This is a genomic window from Chitinophaga sp. SVR4-12A, from assembly GCF_056754765.1.
The window spans coordinates 5,511,176-5,531,033 of record NZ_JBPGWP010000001.1 but is presented as its reverse complement, the minus strand read 5'-3'; the positions used below and the strand labels follow the sequence as shown (position 1 = coordinate 5,531,033).

18 protein-coding genes are annotated in these 19,858 nt (G+C 48.3%); 12 read left to right on the top strand and 6 right to left on the bottom strand.

Annotation, left to right across the window (positions count from 1 at the left end; genetic code table 11):
* Positions 1 to 9: 9 nt before the first annotated feature.
* The 6 genes from ACR9Y8_RS22510 to ftsZ all read left to right on the top strand — a co-directional run bounded on the left by ACR9Y8_RS22510 (position 10) and on the right by ftsZ (position 7,976).
* The gene (locus tag ACR9Y8_RS22510) at positions 10 to 1,197 is read left to right on the top strand and encodes an FtsW/RodA/SpoVE family cell cycle protein (RefSeq protein ID WP_481215505.1); all 1,188 of its coding nucleotides are present in this window, start codon (positions 10 to 12) and stop codon (positions 1,195 to 1,197) included.
* Between the two features lie 31 nt (positions 1,198 to 1,228).
* Entirely contained in the window at positions 1,229 to 2,323 is a 1,095-nt protein-coding gene (gene murG, locus ACR9Y8_RS22505; RefSeq protein WP_481215504.1) for an undecaprenyldiphospho-muramoylpentapeptide beta-N-acetylglucosaminyltransferase, read from the top strand.
* Between the two features lie 8 nt (positions 2,324 to 2,331).
* A complete protein-coding gene (gene murC, locus ACR9Y8_RS22500; protein ID WP_481215503.1) occupies positions 2,332 to 3,690 on the top strand; it encodes a UDP-N-acetylmuramate--L-alanine ligase in 1,359 nt (452 codons plus the stop codon).
* A gap of 22 nt (positions 3,691 to 3,712) precedes the next feature.
* Positions 3,713 to 4,783: a cell division protein FtsQ/DivIB gene (locus tag ACR9Y8_RS22495; protein WP_481215502.1), complete on the top strand. Its 1,071-nt coding sequence runs from the start codon at positions 3,713 to 3,715 to the stop codon at positions 4,781 to 4,783.
* Entirely contained in the window at positions 4,780 to 6,192 is a 1,413-nt protein-coding gene (gene ftsA, locus ACR9Y8_RS22490; protein WP_481215501.1) for a cell division protein FtsA, read from the top strand. Before ACR9Y8_RS22495 ends, ftsA begins: the two co-directional genes overlap by 4 nt.
* 62 nt (positions 6,193 to 6,254) lie before the next feature.
* A complete protein-coding gene (gene ftsZ, locus ACR9Y8_RS22485) occupies positions 6,255 to 7,976 on the top strand; it encodes a cell division protein FtsZ (RefSeq protein WP_481215500.1) in 1,722 nt (573 codons plus the stop codon).
* Positions 7,977 to 8,080: 104 nt separating this feature from the next.
* Here the strand turns inward: ftsZ and ACR9Y8_RS22480 are convergent, their stop codons facing one another.
* From ACR9Y8_RS22480 to ACR9Y8_RS22465, 4 genes are read right to left on the bottom strand one after another with little or no spacing between them, the layout of a single operon-like run.
* Entirely contained in the window at positions 8,081 to 8,626 is a 546-nt protein-coding gene (locus tag ACR9Y8_RS22480) for a carboxymuconolactone decarboxylase family protein (protein ID WP_481215499.1), read from the bottom strand.
* Between the two features lie 53 nt (positions 8,627 to 8,679).
* Positions 8,680 to 9,555, bottom strand: a complete 876-nt coding sequence (gene sigJ / locus ACR9Y8_RS22475; RefSeq protein ID WP_481215498.1) for an RNA polymerase sigma factor SigJ — start codon at positions 9,553 to 9,555, stop codon at positions 8,680 to 8,682.
* Positions 9,556 to 9,560: 5 nt separating this feature from the next.
* On the bottom strand, positions 9,561 to 10,373 hold the full coding sequence (gene budA / locus ACR9Y8_RS22470) for an acetolactate decarboxylase (protein ID WP_481215497.1): 813 nt from the start codon (positions 10,371 to 10,373) through the stop codon (positions 9,561 to 9,563).
* Between the two features lie 38 nt (positions 10,374 to 10,411).
* Positions 10,412 to 11,944 carry a SulP family inorganic anion transporter gene (locus ACR9Y8_RS22465; protein ID WP_481215496.1) on the bottom strand — a complete coding sequence of 511 codons (1,533 nt, stop codon included), beginning with the start codon at positions 11,942 to 11,944 and terminating at the stop codon, positions 10,412 to 10,414.
* Positions 11,945 to 12,324: 380 nt separating this feature from the next.
* Here ACR9Y8_RS22465 and ACR9Y8_RS22460 point away from each other — a divergent pair, with 380 nt between their 5' ends.
* Positions 12,325 to 13,197 carry a helix-turn-helix domain-containing protein gene (locus tag ACR9Y8_RS22460; protein ID WP_481215495.1) on the top strand — a complete coding sequence of 291 codons (873 nt, stop codon included), beginning with the start codon at positions 12,325 to 12,327 and terminating at the stop codon, positions 13,195 to 13,197.
* A gap of 64 nt (positions 13,198 to 13,261) precedes the next feature.
* Entirely contained in the window at positions 13,262 to 14,260 is a 999-nt protein-coding gene (locus tag ACR9Y8_RS22455) for an aldo/keto reductase (RefSeq protein WP_481215494.1), read from the top strand.
* Positions 14,261 to 14,281: 21 nt separating this feature from the next.
* Here ACR9Y8_RS22455 and ACR9Y8_RS22450 read toward each other — a convergent pair whose 3' ends face one another.
* Positions 14,282 to 14,992, bottom strand: coding sequence for a methyltransferase domain-containing protein (locus ACR9Y8_RS22450; protein ID WP_481215493.1), 711 nt, complete (start codon positions 14,990 to 14,992; stop codon positions 14,282 to 14,284).
* A 286-nt stretch (positions 14,993 to 15,278) separates the two neighbouring features.
* Here ACR9Y8_RS22450 and ACR9Y8_RS22445 point away from each other — a divergent pair, with 286 nt between their 5' ends.
* The 4 genes from ACR9Y8_RS22445 to ACR9Y8_RS22430 all read left to right on the top strand — a co-directional run bounded on the left by ACR9Y8_RS22445 (position 15,279) and on the right by ACR9Y8_RS22430 (position 18,519).
* Complete coding sequence (locus ACR9Y8_RS22445; RefSeq protein ID WP_481215492.1) at positions 15,279 to 15,500, top strand: hypothetical protein; 222 nt, start codon at positions 15,279 to 15,281, stop codon at positions 15,498 to 15,500.
* A 108-nt stretch (positions 15,501 to 15,608) separates the two neighbouring features.
* Entirely contained in the window at positions 15,609 to 16,019 is a 411-nt protein-coding gene (locus ACR9Y8_RS22440) for a hypothetical protein (protein ID WP_481215491.1), read from the top strand.
* A gap of 216 nt (positions 16,020 to 16,235) precedes the next feature.
* Entirely contained in the window at positions 16,236 to 17,303 is a 1,068-nt protein-coding gene (rsgA, locus tag ACR9Y8_RS22435; protein ID WP_481215490.1) for a ribosome small subunit-dependent GTPase A, read from the top strand.
* 88 nt (positions 17,304 to 17,391) lie between these two features.
* Positions 17,392 to 18,519: an acyltransferase family protein gene (locus ACR9Y8_RS22430; RefSeq protein ID WP_481215489.1), complete on the top strand. Its 1,128-nt coding sequence runs from the start codon at positions 17,392 to 17,394 to the stop codon at positions 18,517 to 18,519.
* Here the strand turns inward: ACR9Y8_RS22430 and ACR9Y8_RS22425 are convergent.
* Entirely contained in the window at positions 18,514 to 19,647 is a 1,134-nt protein-coding gene (locus ACR9Y8_RS22425) for an oxidoreductase (protein WP_481215488.1), read from the bottom strand. The two genes, ACR9Y8_RS22430 and ACR9Y8_RS22425, sit on opposite strands and share 6 nt — an antisense overlap.
* Between the last annotated feature and the right edge of the window lie 211 nt (positions 19,648 to 19,858).

Genomic DNA, 19,858 nt, shown 5'->3' with positions numbered 1-19,858 from the left:
TGAAAGATTATGAGTGACTTACTATATAGGACCAAAGGTGACAAAGTGATCTGGGCGATCGTGATCTTCCTGTCATTAGTGAGTTTACTTGCAGTGTACAGCGCTACAGGATCCCTGGCTTACCGTGAGCAGGGCGGCCACACGGAATATTACCTGCTGAAGCAGTTAACTGTGCTGGTAATGGGTTTGCTGATCATCTGGTTTGCTCACCGCGTAAATTATACCATTTACTCCCGGGTAGCACAGATAGGGTTCATGGTATCAATACCGCTGCTGATCTATACACTGGCATTCGGTTCCAATATCAATGATGCCAGCCGCTGGATCAGGCTGCCGATCATTAACCTGACCTTTCAGACATCGGACGTGGCCAAACTGGCCATATTCATGTATGTAAGCCGCCAGCTGTCAAGACGGCAAACGGTGATCACCGACTTCAAAAAAGGATTCCTGCCCATCATCATACCGGTGGGCGTTGTGTGTGTGCTGATCATGCCCGCCAATATGAGTACAGCTTTGTTGCTGGGCGCCAGCTGTATGCTCTTATGCTTTATAGGCCGTGTGCCGGTAAAGTTCCTGGCTTCTATGATTGGCGCGGGAATAGGCCTGGTGCTGCTGATGTTTGTAGTGGCGGAGGTGTTTAACCTGCCGATGCGTACCGAAACCTGGAAGAAAAGGGCTGAGCACTTCTTTAACAAGGAGGACTCCGAAACGCCCTACCAGGTGCAGCAAGCCAATATTGCTATTGCAGGCGGAGGCTTACTGGGTAAAGGTCCGGGCAACAGTACGCAGCGGAACTTTTTGCCCCACGCATATTCTGATTATATATATGCAACAATTATAGAAGAGTATGGTATCTTTGGCGGCTTTTTGATATTGATGGCCTATCTGTTATTGTTGCTGCGCTGTATACGCATCTTTCGGAAATGCCCATACGCTTTTGGGGCATTCCTTGCATTGGGACTGAGTGTGACGCTGGTGATACAGGCATTGACCAATATGGCGGTGAATGTAGGCGTGTTCCCCGTTACAGGCGTTACGCTGCCCATGGTCAGTATGGGTGGCTCTTCTGTTATTTTTACCAGCCTGGCCATCGGTATTATACTCAGTGTGGCCCGTAACGTGGAAGAGATGGAAGGCAAGAAAGCAGAACAGGAAAGGATCGCCAGGGCGATGGAAAATGCGCCGGCAGCATAAAATATTCATTCATAATTATTAATTAACTGAAATGCAACGCAAAGTGATCATAGCAGGTGGCGGTACGGGTGGACATATCTTCCCGGCTATTGCCATTGCGAATGCGTTGAAAAAACTTGAAGCCGATATTGAGATCCTTTTTGTAGGAGCAAACGGGAAGATGGAGATGGAGAAGGTACCGCAGGCCGGTTACCAGATCCAGGGACTGGATATTGCCGCCTTTAACCGCAGCAATATGCTTAAGAACCTGCTGCTTCCTTTTAAGATCATTAAGAGTTTAAATCAGGCAAGCAATATACTGAAACGCTTCCAGCCCGACGTTGTAGTGGGCGTTGGCGGTTACGCCAGCTTTCCGGTATTATGGAAAGCGCAGCGCAAAGGCATTCCTACCCTGATCCAGGAACAGAATTCCTTTGCAGGCAAAGCCAACAAAATGTTGGGTATGCGGGCCAAAAGAATTTGTGTGGCCTACGATGGTATGGAAAAATTTTTCCCTGCCGACAAGCTGCTTCTCACCGGCAACCCTGTAAGAAGCAGCATTACACAATCTGCTGTTACCCGCACGGAAGCGTTACAGCACTTCGGATTGCAGGACGGAAAAAAAACAGTGTTCGCCTTTGGCGGCAGCCTGGGCGCCAGGTCTATCAGCGAAGCGCTGAGCGCTTTACTGCCCCAGTTTGTGCAGAAAGATGTGCAGCTGATCTGGCAAACGGGTAAGCCGTATTACGAAACGGCCAGGAAAGCCGCCGCCGCTTACACGTCACACGTTAAAGTACATGAATTCATCAATGTCATGGACTTTGCCTACAAGGCATCAGACGTAGTGATTTCCCGCGCCGGCGCCATGACCATTGCAGAAGAATGCCTGGTGAAAAAGCCGGTCATCTTCGTGCCTTATCCTTTTGCTGCAGAAGATCACCAGACCTTCAACGCACAGAACCTGGTGAGCAAGCAGGCAGGCCTGCTGATTAAAGACAGTGAAGTAGGGAAGGAATTAGGCAACACCCTCTTCAGCCTCCTGCAGAACAGGGCGCTGATGGAACAACTGGAACAAAATATCGCAACGCTTGGCAAAAGCAATGCGGATATGGTAATAGCAAATGAAGTTTTAAGACTAACTCTCTGAGTGCAGATATGGATTTGAACAACATACAACGCGTTTATTTCGTCGGCATTGGCGGCATCGGTATGAGCGCCATCGCACGGTTCTTTAATGAGAACGGTGTGAAGGTGAGCGGTTATGACCGTACGGAAACAACACTTACCCGCCAGCTGTCGGAAGAAGGCATGCAGATCCATTATACGGACGATGTGACCCTGGTAGACCCACAAGCGAACCTGGTGGTGTATACTCCCGCCATACCGCCCATCCATTCAGAACTGAAATGGTACCGTGAGAAAGGATATGAAGTAGTAAAACGCAGCGATGTGCTGCAGGAGATCACCCGGGAACTGTTTGCCATTACCGTGGCAGGCACCCATGGTAAGACCACCATCTCCACTATGATCTCGCATATCCTGCGGTATAGCGGTTATGGCTGCAACGCCTTCCTGGGAGGCATCAGCGTGAACTACGACCGTAACTTCTGGAGCAGCGAAAAACGTGTGGCCGTTATTGAAGCAGACGAATATGACCGCTCCTTTCTGAAACTCAGCCCGGACATCGCCGTGCTGACCGCGATGGATCCGGATCACCTGGACATCTATGGTACAGAAAAGGATATGCAGGAAGCGTTCATCCAGTATACGAAGAACATCAAGCCGAACGGCACCCTCATTGCCCGGGAAGGCTTGCAGCGCGCAGGCGACCTGCAGGGCGATAACAAACTGTGGTACAGCCTGCAAAGCTTTACCGCCAACGCATATGCCACTAACATCCGCATACAGCAAGGTGGTTATGTATATGATGTTGTACAGCAGAACTGGAGCCTGAAAGATGTGACGCTACCTATCGGTGGCATGCATAATATCGAGAACAGCGTAGCCGCCATTACCGTAGCGCAGCTGCTGGGTATCAGCGACGATGCCATCAAGGCAGCCATCGCCGACTTTAAGGGCATACGCCGCCGTTTTGAATACGTGATCAATAATGACTACCAGGTATTTATAGACGACTATGCGCACCACCCCGAAGAACTGCGCGCACTGATCAGCAGTGCCCGTGGATTGTTCCCTGATAAAAAGTGCACGGTGGTGTTCCAGCCGCATCTGTATACCCGCACCCGCGACCTTGCCGACGGCTTTGCCGAAAGCCTGGCCCTGGCAGATGAAGTGATCCTCTTACCGATCTACCCCGCCCGTGAGCTGCCCATCGAAGGCGTGAACAGCGAGATGATCGCCAGCAGGATCAAAGGTAAACCGGTACAGATCCTGCAGCCGGCGGAAGTACTGGACTGGCTGAAATCCAACACCGCTCCCCTGTTTATCACGGCAGGCGCGGGAGACATTGATCAGCTGAAAGAACCGGCTAAAAAGATATTGGAAGCTAATTAACAATGAATAATTATTAATTCAAATGGAGCCCAGAACACGCAAAGCATTGAAACGTTTAGGCAGCGCCATCATATGGACGGCGGTGCTGATCGGCTTTGTTGTGCTGGTAGCTTCCGCCGCCAGGGTGAAAGATGCCGTGCAATGCAAAGGCATTGTGGTAAAGATTAGCGGCAGCGACAATAACTATTTTATAGAGGAGAAAGACATCAAGGCGCTGGTAGTAAAGAACACGGACTTAAACCCGGTAGGCAGAAAGATCAACGACATCAACATTTCCCGCCTGGAAAAGCTGGTGTTGCAGGATCCCTGGGTAGAACAGGCCGATTTGTTCTTTGATAACCAGCAGCGCCTGAACATAAAAGTGATCCAGCGGGAACCGGTAGCACGGATCTTTACCGTTACCGGTAACAGCTTTTACCTGGATGCCAAGGGAGACCGTATCCCGGTTTCTGACCGCTACACTGCCAGGGTGCCTGTATTCACAGGATTTCCCACAGATGCGGTGCAGCTCCAGCAGAACGACAGCATCCTCACCGCCAGCATTGTAGACATCAGCTCTTATGTGCTGAACGATCCTTTCTGGATGGCGCAGGTAGACCAGGTGGACATCACCGGCGACCGGAAATTCGAGATCATCCCCAAACTGGGCGATCATATTATCGATTTCGGGGAAGGCACGGATGTAGAAAAGAAATTCAGCAAGCTGATGGCCTTCTACAAAGAAGGGTTAAGCCGTGTAGGTTGGAACAACTACACCCGGATCAACGTGGCGTTTGAAAATGAAGTAGTATGTACCCGTAAAGATGGTACGCCGCCACCTAAACCCACCCCGCCGCACATAGACAGCGTGGACGTGGATATGGCGGCAACAGGCGACACAACCGCGGCAGCCGTTCCTGCAAAGGAAGCTGTCAAAGCAGTTGCCAGCACAGTAAAGCCGGTAGAAAAAACGGCACCCAAAAAAGAAACGGCCAAACCGGCAGCGAAGAAAACAACAAAAGCACCGGCCAGGCCAGAGAAACAACCCAAGGCAGTCTATAGAAAACCTGCCGCGGGATCAGTAAACACAACAAAAAAACATAGAACGCCATGAATCAGGAAGCTCCCATCATTGTAGGTCTTGATATAGGAACTACGAAGATTGCTGCCATTGCAGGACGGAAGAATGAATACGGGAAACTGGAAATCCTGGGATTCGGTAAAGCCCCATCTTTTGGTGTGCAGCACGGCATGGTGCTGAACATCGACCAAACTATCAAGGCGATCAGGCAAGCGCTTGAAAACTGCTATGCTTCAAATCCCAACCTGGAGATCAATGAAGTGTACGTTGGCATCGCAGGCCATCATATAAAAAGTTTGCAGACCCGCGGTGATATCGTTCGCAGCGATACCGACGCGGAAATATCCCAGAAGGATATTGACCAGCTGATCAACGATCAGTACAAAACGGTGATCCCCGCCAGTGACCAGATCATTGACGTGATCCCGCAGCAGTACATCGTAGACAGCCTGCAAAACATCACTTATCCCATCGGTATGTCTGGTGTAAAAGTGGGGGCCAACTTCCACATCATCACCGGCGACAAGAACGCGATCCGCAACATCAACAGAAGTGTGGAGAAATCAGGACTGAAGATCCACGACCTCGTGTTGCAACCCCTGGCCTCTGCTGCTGCTGTTATGTGCGATCTTGACTTCGAAGCCGGTGTAGCTATTGTAGATATAGGCGGTGGAACTACCGACCTGGCAGTGTTCTATGAAGGCATCCTGAAACATACTGCGGTGATCCCCTACGGTGGTGAGAACATCACCAACGATATCAAGAACGGTTTGGGCGTGCTGAAAACACAGGCCGAGCAGATGAAGGTGCAGTTTGGCTATGCGCTGGCAGATGAGGCAAAGAACAATGCCTACATCACTATTCCGGGCCTTCGCGGACAAAGCCCTAAAGAGATCTCCGTAAAGAACCTGGCGCACATTATCCAGGCGCGTATGAGCGAGATCCTTGATTTCGTAGTGTACCACCTGAAACAGATCGGTATGGACAGCAAGATGCTGAATGGCGGTATTATCCTTACCGGTGGCGGTTCCCAGCTGAAACACCTGATACAGCTGACAGAGTATACCACTGGTGTAAGCGCACGTATCGGTTATCCGAACGAGCACCTTGCCAGCGGACATATCGACGAACTGACGAAGCCCATGTACGCTACCTGCGTTGGTTTGATACTGAAAGGTTATAACGATTACGAGAACGACCGCAGGGCGCTGGAAGAAAACTATGTAAAGATCAACACCAGCTATATCGCAAAAGAAAAGGCTTCAGGCAAGACTTCCCCCGGACAGGACGATTGGGCAGAGGAAGAGGAAGAAACACTCAGCGTGTCTGAAATACAGGAACGCAAAGCAAGAGAAAGGAATGCGTCGCTGAAAAACTTTTTGGACAGGATGAAGACTAAGATCATAGATATGTTCACAGAAGAAGAAGATGCTAAACTATAAGTGGCGCAATTGTTGCAGCCACAGTGATTTATAATAAACTAACCCATAAAAGAGATAGAGTCATGATACATTTTGATCTTCCAAAGGAGAAATCCTCCATCATCAAGGTGATAGGCATTGGTGGTGGCGGAAGCAATGCGGTGAACCACATGTTCAACCAGCGCATTGAAGGGGTGAATTTTATTATCTGCAATACAGATGCTCAGGCAATCGCAAATAGCCCCGTTCCAAATAAAGTGCAGTTAGGTCCGCACTTAACACAAGGATTGGGCGCCGGTGCGAACCCCGAGATCGGTAAGCAGGCAACAGAGGAATCCTTTGAAGAGCTCAAAAAGATATTGGAGGTAAATACCAAGATGGCCTTCATTACAGCTGGTATGGGCGGCGGCACCGGTACAGGTGGCGCTCCTATCATCGCGCGTATATGTAAGGAGCTGGGTATCCTGACGGTGGGTATTGTTACCACGCCCTTCTCCTATGAAGGGAAAAAGCGTATGAGCCAGGCAGACGAAGGCGTAAGCCGTTTGAAAGAACATGTAGATACGCTGCTGATCATCTCCAATGATAAATTGCGCCAGAAATTCGGTGACCTGAAAGCCAAAGCGGCTTTTGAAAAGGCAGACAACGTGCTGGCCACTGCCGCGAAGTGTATCACGGATGTGATCACCTCCACAGGTCAGATCAACGTGGACTTTGCCGATGTGTGCACCGTAATGCGTAACGGCGGCGTAGCGCTGCTCGGCGCTGCAACCGTAGAAGGTGAGAACCGTGCCCAAAGGGCCATCGAAGAGGCGCTGACCTCTCCGCTGCTGAACGATAACGATATCAGGGGCGCTAAATGGATCCTGATCAACATTTCTTCTGCAGAAGGTGATTTTGAGCACACGCTGGATGAAATGGACATCATACAGGCTTATGTACAAAGTCAGGCCGGTGAGGATTGCGATGTGATCCTGGGTGTAGGCTACGATCAGACACTGGAGCGCAAGATCGGTGTAACCATCATTGCTACCGGTTTTGAGCAGAAGCCGATACAGCGGGTTTCCATCTCCGGTGCTCCGCAGCCCAAAGCAGAAGAGCCAAAGATTGTAATGCAGCTGGGCAACGAAGTAGATGAAAAGAAGATGAGCCAGAAGGGCCAGGGCAACCTGTTCCAGGAACCTGTTGACGTAATGGCTCCGCGTTTGGTGGAACCGGTGGTCACCCATCCGGCGCCTACTTACACGCCTCCACCCCAGCCCGAAAGGCAAAACTATGTGCTGAACATAGAACCGGACCCGGATTACAGGCCGCAGGCGCAGCCTCAGCCACAGCCCCAACCGCCCGCTTCCAATCCTGGTAACAGCGGCGGTGGGATCAACGTGATCCGTCCGCAGCAGCATCATCCGCTCACGCATATTCACATAGAACCTGTGAATACGCCTCCTCCTGCGAACGACCAGCCTGAAATGAAGATGGTGTTCAGGGAAGAGGAAGAACCGATGATGCCGCCTACGCCACCACCTACACCTCAGCCTGTGGCCGAAGATCCCTTTGATGAACAAAAGCGCAAACAGGCAGAAAGGGTGGCTAAGCTAAGGAGTATCAGCTTCAACGTGAAGACGATGGACAATAATGCGGAGATAGAGAACGTGCCCGCCTACCTGCGCCGTAACATTAACCTGGACAATGGTGCTGGTTCTGCAGAGCAGTTCTATTCCAATTACACGATCAGCGACTCCGGCCAGAACCAGGCCGAGATCAATACTATTAATACTTTTTTAGATGGGAAGAAGCCCGATTGATGAGCGGTGGTGAATGGATTAGCTTTTATTGCTAAATTTAATTTTGATTGTTTTTTAGTTGTGTTAAAAGAAAGTCCTCTGGTTCTCCAGAGGACTTTTCGTTTCTACTGGATGGCGCAGAGGCCGTCTGATCCTATCCCCAGCGCCAGGTTCACCGTATTATAATACCCTTCTGTGGCAGCGAGGACGGTGATATAAATGATCTTTTCTTCGCTGAAATGCTGTTGTAGCTCGCGGAAAACTTCATCCGGTACCATTTTATGCAGGGTTACTTCTTTTACATAAGCCAGGCAGGCCCGCTCCGCAGGGGAGAACAGCCCGCTGGTAGCGAAATTGTGGAGCTCGCCCAGCTTCTTCATGGAATTGCCTTTGCGCATAGCGTATGCCCGGGTTATATCGATGCAGAAAGCGCAACCATTCAGGTCTGACACCATTGCATGTATCATTGTTTTCAGGTCCTCGCTGAGCGGCGCCTGTTCAGTGATCTTATGGAAAACGGAGGCTACCTTCATCAGTTTCGGTACACGGGCGTACACCACCTTGGCGGGGGTGATCACTTTACCGATCATTCTCTTAAAATACCAGTATCCCATTTGCACGTACAGGCTTTTGGGCTTTTCGATGGGCTGCAGTCTTAATTGATGTTCCATTGTAAACAGTATTTTACAGGAAGACAAAGCCCGGCCCAATTGGTGACAGTTTTTTATCCCGCGTAGCGAATATTTTTCAATTTATCAGGGTTCCGGATAAAAAAGAAGCTGGTAATGGCCTCGCCTTCGTGCTCAAAACAAATACAGGTGATAGGCGCCTGGGTAGCGGCGTCAAAAAAGGCCACTGCAGGCAAACCATTCACCATCAGCAGCTTATACAAAGGAGCAGGCACCGGTGCTTTTCTGAAAAGGCCAAGTATAAACCGGGATACTGCATCCGTGCCAAACAGCGGCTGGGTAGCGGCAGCCACTTTGCCGCCACCGTCTCCATAGAAGCTGATATCTTCTTTCAGCAGGGAGATCAGTTTGCCCTGATCCTGGTTCACGCAGGCGGCGATAAAAGCCTCCAGCAGTTCCTGGTGACGGTTCACATCTGACTCAAAGCGTTTCTTATCCTTTTGCAGCTTTTCTTTAGCCCGATGCAGGTGTTGGCGGCAGGTACTTTCGGGGATATCGAGGATGGATTCCAGCTCTTTATAAGACAGGTCAAAGCTTTCGCGCAGGAGGAAGACGGCCCTTTCCAGCGGGTTCAGCTTTTCCAGCAGGAAGAGGAAGCCGATGGAGAGATCATGGCCGGTATCAGGGGAGCTCTCCGGGGTATCAGTATCTGTTAGCGGTTCGGGCAGCCAGGGACCTATATACAAGGCTCTTTGCTGCTGTAATACTTTGAGGCGGTTGATAGCACGGTTGGTGACGGCCCGCATCAGGTAGTGACGCGGTTGTTGCACCTGCCTGGTGTCCATTTCCAGCCAGCGGGTGTATACGTCCTGCACAATATCTTCCGCCTCCTGCTTCTCTCCTATCATGCGGTAGGCGATGGCGAAAAGCAGCGGACGATGTTCTAAGATATTGTCAAGCTGTGTGGTCATACCTGTTAGTGTTTACCTCCCCGCTCTACACTTTTGATATCTTCCGCCCTGTTCTGCTTAAAGTCAAACTGTTCAAAGTCTTTGTTAGCGGGAACTTTTATGGTATAGCTATCCAGCGTGTCTATTTCAATTGTAATATTATCAGCTTTCAGGTCAATAATATGACCGCCGGCGTCTTTTTGCTGGGAAAGATAATGAAAATGATAACCGGAGATATTGGTATTGTCCATGAACACCGGTAGACGGTAGCCGATTAAATCACCCTGCGCCTCCTTAAATTCGAAGAAGTGCTGCAGGTTCAGCATATCAGCAAGGGGAGTATGCTGATGCTCCTGAACGGGCGGAAAAGCGCGTGTTTTGATATAGCTGAATTTTCCGCTGATGTGGATGGCGTACATGCCGTTGGTGTTAGTCAGTACGCTATCCAGGAGATGGAATAACCCCGCCTTATCCAGCGCCTTATTCGGCGTTATTGTGATATCGGGATGGAAGAAGTTGACCATGGAAAAAGGCGTCAGCTGACGGTCGTCTACCGGGGAGGTTTTACCGGTATGCTGTGTTTGATAGATCTTACCACGAAAGATCATGATCTCTCCATCCAGCTTATCGGGAGCGCCCAGGCCGAAATCGCCGTGCTTTTTAAGTTCACGGTAAGGATAGAAACCGTCGTACAGGCCGCCGATAAGGCCGGCGCCTATGCCAACCGTGAAAAGCTGATTGTGCAGGGTATCCGGAGGAGTGCTTTTTACAGCATGATCTATTGGTTTTGCGGATAGTAAGGCAATAGCTGCGATGAATAAAAACGCCAAGGAACGCATGATGAGAGAAGTTTAGATTTCCGGGAGGTAAAGATATGTTAATCTGCTGCTACTTTGTAGTGCGGATCTTCCATTACGTTGATTTCGATCACTGACGCTGCATTTTTCAACAGCAGGCGGCAATCTTCACTGAGATGGCGAAGGTGCAGTTTTTTACCTGCCTTCTGGTAACGTTCTGTCAGCTTGTTCAATGCTTCAATGGCGCTCATATCAGCGATCCTGCTTTCCCTAAAGTCGATGATCACTTCCGCCGGGTCATTATGCACATCAAATTTTTCGAGAAAGACGCTAACGGAACCAAAGAACAGGGGGCCGTATATTTCATAATGTTTGATGCCCAGATCATCTGTATATTTTCGGGCGCGTATTCTTTTGGCGCTTTCCCAGGCAAATACCAGTGCTGATATTATTACACCGATCAGCACCGCCAGCGCCAGGTTATGCAGCCATACAGTGATAAGGGCTACGAGTATGCCCACAAACACATCCTGCCGGGGCATTTTGTTAATGATCCTCAAACTGATCCATTCAAATGTACCGATGGCCACCATGATCATTACCCCCACAAGCGCAGCCATAGGAACACGCTCAATAATGGGCGCTCCGAAGAGAATGATCAACAGGATGGTCAGCGCCGCAATGATACCGGAAAGCCTCGCCCTGGAGCCTGCCGAAAGGTTAACGAAGGACTGAGCGATCATGGCGCAGCCACCCATACCTGAAAAGAAGCCATTGAATATATTAGCGGTTCCCTGTGCTACGGCTTCTTTATTTCCGCGTCCCTTGGTTCCGGTGATCTCATCTACTACGTTTAAGGTAAGCAGGCTTTCTATCAGCCCTACGCCTGCCATGACAAGGGAATACGGGAAAATGATCTTCAACATGTCAAGGCTAAAAGGTACAGCAGGGATATGAAACGGTGGAAAACCGCCACTGATGGAAGCAATGTCCTTAACGGTTTTGGTTTGGATCCCAAAGCCTAGTACAAGTATAAAGACAACAATAATGGCTACCAGTGAAGCAGGTATTGCTTTAGTGATCTTTGGAACCAGGATCACGATCAGGATGGTAAGGATCACCAATCCGAGCATGGTCCACAGTGCGGAGCCGGATAGCCAGGCCGTGCCGTCGGCGGTATTTACTTTAAATTGTTGTATCTGCGCCATGAAAATGATCACGGCCAAACCGTTTACAAACCCATACATAACTGGCTGCGGCACCAGGCGTATGAACTTGCCTAACCTGAACAGGCCAACAGCAATTTGCAACAAGCCTGCCAGTGCAACAGCTGCGAAAACATATTCAACACCATGGCTTTTCATCAATGCGATCAGCACCACTACCGTGGCGCCTGCGCCGCCGGATACCATACCGGGCCGTCCGCCAAGAATGGCGGTGATCAATCCCATTAAAAATGCCGCATAAAGGCCGGTTAAGGGCGAAAGACCTGCCAGGATAGCAAATGACAAGGATTCAGGGATCATGGTCATGGCTACGGTAAGGCCAGCCAGGACTTCGGTCTTGTAATTGACTTTCTGTGAAAAGTCAAATAAATTGAAGTAAGCCTTCATGTGACGAAAGGTTATAAAGTCAAAAGAATAAATGAATGTGAGTTACAGAATAGAACCGCATGCCCATTGAAGTAAGCCGCGTGATAGTTGAGATAAACTATCAAGGTGGAGTAAGCGGGGATGATGTAGTAATGCTGTTCATTCGGCGGCGAAATTAGAAAAAATTTGCCATTCTGCATCCAGAAAATGGGAAAGTAAGGGCTTGGGCCTGTCTTGCTGTCAGGTGGCGACATCCGGGAGCTTACTTACGACGCCGCTAAATGTCATGAACAGACGTCAATTAAACTATTTAAATAACTTTTAAATTTTAAATTTGATTAGACAATGGCTTACTCAATGGTAGATGTGGGGCTAAGGATTAAGTTGTAAATCATGCAATCATGCAGGATCTTTCCAAAGTAATACAAACATTAAGGCAGCATGAAAAGCTTTTCATCGTAGTCAAATCCAATACATTTGGACAACTTTCTGATGAATTAGCAGAAGCATTTTTACGGCCACACAAAAAGATCCAATACTTTTTTCTGTTCATTAAAAAAGGGCATGCGCAACATCGGTTAGATATGCGGGCAATAGATGTTTCAGACAACCAGCTATTGTTTGTACTGCCACACCAGATCCACATTCCGCCACCGAAGCATGAGGAAATGGAATATTACAAGCTGAGTATTGATGAACAGTGTCTTTCCCTGCTCCCCAAATCTTTTCCGTTTCTTATTAACCCGCTGCAAAACCAATTGGTATCCATTAAAGAAGATGCCGTTCAAAGGCTTTCCTGGTCCTTTGAAAGCCTGTGTCAGCTTTTACAGGTAAAAGATTCGCCTACTGCATTAGTTCTTACTTACCTGGATAGTTTATTAACTGAGATCAACCATGCTTATTTCCAGGACCAGCAAACACAATCGGGGTCTAACGAAAAACTGACAAAATACATAGCGTTTAAATTGCTGGTAGAAAAAGAGCTCACCCAGCATCTTTCTATTGAAGAAATTTGCAGACGGCTCGCAGTAAATGCAACTTATCTGTACAATATTGTTAAAGAATTCTCCGGCTTGTCTGCTAAAGAATATCTCAACCAGCGCCTCATACTTGAAGCTCAACGCAAACTGTATTATAGCGAGATCTCGGTAAAGGAAGTGGCCTTTGAACTGGGCTTTAATGATCCGGACTACTTCTCCAGGTTGTTCAGGAAGATAACAGGATATACCGTTTCACAATTCACATCAGACGCAAGGAATTTGTCCGGTTATTAGGATGATTTGTCCGGCTGGCAAATAAACTGCTCTTCTACCTTTGTCTTATCAAAAAACATTCATCATGGAAATAATGAAAAGACAACTGGGAAAAGGCGGACCTGCTGTGGCAGCTATCGGCTTAGGATGTATGGGGATGTCCGGGGTTTATGGCCAGGCCGACGAAAAAGAATCTATTGCAACGATTGAACGGGCGCTGGAGCTTGGCGCCAATTTTCTCGATACAGCCGACTTTTACAGAGTAGGTCATAATGAAGAGCTGATAGGAAAAGCACTCAAGGGCAAACGGGAACAGGCATTCCTTTCTGTAAAAACGGGAATGATGATGGTACCCGGAAAAGGTGGTATGCCGGGCTACAGCAGGGTAAACACCAGTCCGGAATATCTGAAGAATGCAGTCCTGTATAGCCTGCAGCGCTTAAAAACGGATTACATTGATCTTTATACTCCTGCAAGGGTAGATCCTGCTATACCTATAGAAGAGACGATAGGAGGATTGGCTGAGTTAGTACAGGCTGGTGTTATTCGTTACATTGGTTTATCAGAAGCTTCTGCAGCTACAATAAAGAGAGCGGCAAAAGTGCATCCTATCACGGCCTTGCAGATAGAGTATTCTTTATGGAGCAGGGATATTGAACAGGAAGTGTTGCCTGCGTTGAGAGAAGAAGGTATTGGCTTAGTAGCATATTCTCCCTTGAGCCGTGGATTATTGAGTGGCGAGATCCGTACGCCTGAAGATATAAAGGATCATCGGGTACATATGCCTAGATTCCAGGGAGAGAATTTTTATAAGAACCTGCAACTGGTGGAGAAGGTAAAAGAACTGGCAGAGCAGAAGCATTGTACGCCTTCACAGCTGGCAATTGCATGGGTATTGGCCCAGGGGGAAGATATTATTACGATACCGGGAACGAAAAGGGTGAAGTACCTGGAAGAGAATTTAGGAGCGGAAAATGTTAGGTTAACGTCTGGAGAGCTGGAGGCGATCAATGCTATATTACCGGCGGGAAGTGTTGCAGGAACGAGGTATCCGGAGATGTTTATGAAACATTTGAATGGGTGATGGGGTTGCTAACCACCTTCCCTACTCCGCCATCACCAGCAGCGAATGTCCGCCCAATAACCTTACTGAAAGATCTTTGTTAAGCATATTCAACACAAGTCTTGGCATATATGCTATCTTGGATTTTATTGTCCTCGCCAGTTCTAATCCCGGCGCTGTATAGAAGTAGTCAATAATTTTATATCCACTGTCTTCCAGTGTTGCTAAGGCGGTCTCCTTGGTAAAATAATGCAGATGCCCGTATTGCTTTCTTCCGGTGATAAGCCCATTTCTTAATATGGAGAGCACTGAAATGTCCAATGGTATGTGAAAGATCTTGGTTTGCGCCTTGGTGCGGCATTTTCTGACGAACGAAATGTAATCCTCCACATGCTCGAAAACATCTATTATAAGCAGCACATCACTTACATCATCGTTCGCCAGCAGATCTTCCTTTTTGAATGCAAGCCGGTCATTTGCTCTTGATATACACATGTTGTACGCATCAGGCGAAATTTCATACCCGGTAAAGCTCGTGCTTTCTGGCATCTGTAAAGCAAGCTGCACCAGGATTTCACCGGCGCCGCAACCTATCTCCGTCACGGTTTTAGGTACAAGATTATTCCTGGATAAAATAGTAAGGATCTGTTTTGCTTTCCAGGGAGAATCCTCAACATGCCAGGTGGGGTTATTCTTTAAATAATCGCTGTTTGCTTCACTATAAATGGAGTGCTTAATGGAGTTATTTTTCATATCCGTGGATTTATCGTTGCTGCCCAAATATTGCGGGACTTAAGCCGCTACAAACCCAATGTACTGAAAAAAATGCGAGTAATTACTTCCCCTTTGCTATCTTTTATATCACGTTCCTTTGCCGCCCGCTGACACCCTGCTAAAACATACCCATCCTCCTTCCCCGCCAAAAACCCCACAAACATGTTACTTCCCCTACCCTAAATTAATTCTACATTCGTTCAGCATTAACCAATACGCCCCAAATTTTAACCACCGCTTTATTGAATCCTATACCACCATTCATATGAAAAAGCTATTATTCGTCCCCATCGTCCTTTTATCCCTTGCTTTTCCCAAAGCAACCACTAAAGCCACCGGCTCTTCTACTTACTCCCATTTTATTAAATTCACCGATTGTGGCACCTACAAAGGTAAACCACTCAACCGTGGCCCTAAAGGCGGCTGCTATTACATCAACAAGAATGGCAATAAAACATATGTAGACAGGAATTTATGTAAATGTTAATTTCCATCGAATGCACCAAAGGGAGGCCGGCTTATTCAAGTCAGCCTCCCGTCTATTAAAATCAGATAAAAAGCCCTACCTTCAAAGCGACCAATTTCCAGATCGTTTATGTCTGCAGCCGGCTATTCCGCTACTCCCCTCGCCCAGAAACTAGGCATGAAAGAAGGCTTCAATGTTCGTATCATCAATGCCCCTCTTCACTATTTCTACCTGTTCAACGATATTCCCAAAACCCTTAACATCATCAAAGAGCCGCTGCCGCATAAGCATTTCATTCACTACTTTACCAGGGACGCACAGCAATTAAAAAACGAGCTTCCTTCCCTGAAAGCCGAGATCGTTCCTAACGGCATGATCTGGATCTCCTGGCCGAAGAAAGCGTCCAAAGTACCTACTGATATTACAGAAGACGTGATCCGCGCTATCGCCCTGGCTAATGGCCTGGTAGACGTAAAGGTTTGCGCAATCGATGACACCTGGTCTGGGTTGAAACTCGTCATCCCTGTTAAAAATCGCTGAAAATTCCTATCTTCGCCCCCGTATGACATTCAACAATACCACATATCGCCTGTCTGCCGGAATGATTGCCGCTTAACGCAGCTGGTAATTTAAACGCTGCTTAAATTCCCCTGCGTTTTCTTACTCCGTTATTTCATATGCTTTTTATGAACCGATGCCCTGTTGCCCGGACACTGCCATTTGTCTGCATACAGAGTGCTGCAACCTATTTCAACAATGTCATCATCATTATCATCATACGGCTGGAACAGCCATTTTGAACATCATTATACATCCTTTATCCATCAGGGCCTGGAAGCCGGACGCGTAACAGCTATCAACGGCTACCATCATACCATCATCACGCCTACAGGGCCATCTCCTGCCATGCTGGCCGGCGCTCTTATGAACGGCAAAGAAACCTGGGAGCTACCCAAAGTAGGCGACTGGATCGTTTGTAAACACTACTACGATCAAAGCATTATCATCGATGTCCTTCCCAGGCAAAACGCCCTGAGCCGGAAACTCCCCGGCAAAAGCAGCCAGCAACAGGTGATCGCCGCCAATATCGACGCCGCCCTGATCGTTCAGGGGCTGGATCGCGACTTCAACCTTCAGCGGCTGCAACGCTACCTGCAGCAGGTATACCAATGCGGCATTCAACCCATTGTTATCCTGAACAAACAAGACCTGGCAGACGATCCGGAAGTTTGCCGCGAAGAGGTACTGGCACTGGGATACAACTGCCCGGTGCTCCTCACCAGCGCATTTGATCATGCTCAGCTGAATGACTGGACCACGCAATACCTGCTGCCGGGCAAGACCTTCGCGCTGCTAGGCTCCTCCGGCGTAGGGAAAAGCACCCTGTTCAACGCACTCTCCGGTATAACAATACAAAAGGAAGGCGCCGTCAGCACATTCAACAACAAAGGCAAACATACCACCACTGCCAGGCATCTTGTCATGTTACCCAACGGCAGCATGCTCATTGATTCGCCCGGCATGCGGGAGTTCGGCCTTACCCTGGATGCAGATGAAGACGTCGGCTTCCATCACCCGCTGATAGAAGAACTATCGGGTCAATGCCGCTTTCGTGATTGTAGCCATCAGCAGGAACCTGGTTGCGCAGTATTGGCAGCGCTTAAACAGGGAACACTACCTGCCGCCGTATACCGCAATTACCTGAAACTGCTCCGGGAACAATATCACTATCAAGCCAGCTCCCTGGAGAAAAAACGAATGGAGCAACAATTCGGAAAAATTTCCAAACAGGTAAATGACCTGCGCAAAAAGCGGAAATATTAAAAGCAACTTGCTTACCAGGTCCTTTATTATAAGGGAACCTGGTAAGCAACTTTTTCACCAGCGTCGCATCTTTCTTATAAAACCCTGCATGCATGCACCCAGCCGCACCCTGTGGATAGATTATCTCCGTTCGTCCATCACCGTACTGGTAGTGGCCCATCATTCCTCCCTGGCCTATACCACTTTCGCCAGTTTCAATAAACAGGCCTACATCTTATCCACCCATCCCATCGTAGATAAAGAACGCTGGATAGGACTTGATATCTTCGAGAATTTCAACGATGTTTTCTTCATGTCGCTCATGTTCTTCATCAGCGGCATGTTTGTACTACCCAGCCTCCACAGGAAAGGCATCGCCTCTTTTCTACGCGACCGCTGCTATCGCCTCTTCCTGCCATTTGCTGTGGGCGTTACCTTACTGATGCTGCTGGCTTATTATCCTGCCTATTATATAGCACATGGCAGTCATGATATCAAAGCTTATATCATCGATTACTTTACTACTGAAGCTTGGCCGGTTGGTCCGCCCTGGTTTATCTGGGTACTTTTCCTCTATAATATCATCCTTGCATTCAGCTATCCACTGTTGAAGAACCAGGCAATTGGAAATCTCCGCTCCGGCACATGGATCATCGGCCTTACATTCATCACCTGGATATTATATGTGCCAATGGCGATGTGGTTGGGCCCTTATACCTGGACTGGTATCGGTCCTTTCGACTTCCAGGAAAGCCGGATGCTGTTGTATTTCGGTTATTTTATATTGGGCGCCTTAACCCGGGGCATTTTGCCCGATACACTTGTCAGACAATGGCCGCTATGGATCGCTGCCTGCCTGTTGATGTATACCTTGCTAACGATAATACCAACACCGCTCCGGCAGCTGGTAGCAGATGGTAAACTACCTTCACTGGCAGGGTGGCTGATCTATTACACTGTATACGTGCTGTCCTGTACGTTCAGCTGCATCGCTTTTGTTACAACTTTCAAAGCATGGATCCATTCACCGAAAACCTGGTGGAATTCCCTTTCTGCCAACGCTTACAGCATTTACCTACTGCACTACATTTTCGTGGTCTGGTGCCAGTATGCTTTGCTATCCATCTCAGCGCCTGCTTTCATCAAGTTCATCATCACCTTTATTGTTGCATTAGCTGGCAGCTGGATATTGAGTCACCTGATCAGAAAGCACCCGCTCGTCAAAAAATATTTATAGCGGCGCAACTGCTTCAGTAAGCACTTTCCAGGTGTGCTCTATGTTTGCGTGAGGCTTGATCATGCGTGGATGAAAAGGAATGATGCTTTCACCACGTTGGATCCGCAGCGGCCAATCGGGGTTGGCCATCGCTGCTTTCCCTATTGCTAAAAGATCGGCATGCCCGTCTTCCAGTACCTGCTTTGCCAGTTCGGGTTGATGTAGCCCGCCATTGGCGATTACAGGTACTCCCGTGATCTGTTTGGCTAAGCCTGTATAGGAAGTGCCGTCAGGATAAGTGGCTTCTGCTGCCCAGTTACCCGCCTCCGCTGCAATATGAACGTAATCAGGTTTTACGGCAGCCACTTCTGCCAGTATTGCGCGTGCTGTTGCAGCGCCATCCTGCCAGCGATAATGCAGGTTATTTACTTTTCCTTCTGACAAACGAAGACCGATGATAAAACCAGCAGGCAGCACTGCCCTTATTGCTTCAATGATCTCCTTTATTATACGAAAACGGTTAGAAATATTTCCACCATAAAGATCCGTTCGCGGGTTAATATAATCAGTCATGAACTGATCCAGCAAATAACCATTGGCAGCATGCAGTTCCACCCCATCAAAGCCAGCACTATATGCATGCAGCGCTGATTGCACAAAGCCTTGTTTGGTAATCTCAATTTCTGCCACCGTCATGGCATGCGGTAAAGGGAAAGGCCCCTCACCTCCGCCATATTCAGGCATCTTTTTTCCAAGCGGCAGTACTGCAAACGGCGCCCAGGTAGTTGACAGATGCTGTGACAGAGCGCCCGCATGCATCAACTGTGCAATAAAAACAGCCCCGTGCTGTTTTACACGCTCAGTTAACTGCTTCCATCCCTGTTGCTGTGCTGTCGTTACCAAACCAGGCTGCTGCGGATAAGCCTGCGCTGCTATAGCATCTGTATAAATACCTTCTGTAATGATCAGGCTAAAACCACCCAAAGCAAAAGCTTCATAATAGGTTTGCATGTTAGCGGTAGGAACGCCATCAAAACCTGCGCTTACCCGCGACATAGGGGCGACTGCCAGCCTGTTCCTGAGCCGGTGATGACTTAAATTGAGTGCATTAAAAGCCAGGGAAGTGAATTCATAATTCGTGTACATCATATCCATTTTTATGTACACAAAATTGCTACAGACAAAACCGGAACCGGTTAAATTAATTTAATAAATACGATTAAAATAGTTTAACAAAACCCACCATTTCGCAACGCAAATACACTACGCTGCGTGATCCTACCTTTACATTGTTGCTCTTAGCAATTAGTTTTAGTTAGTAGTTAACCCCAAAATAATTGTGATAATATCTCATAACGGC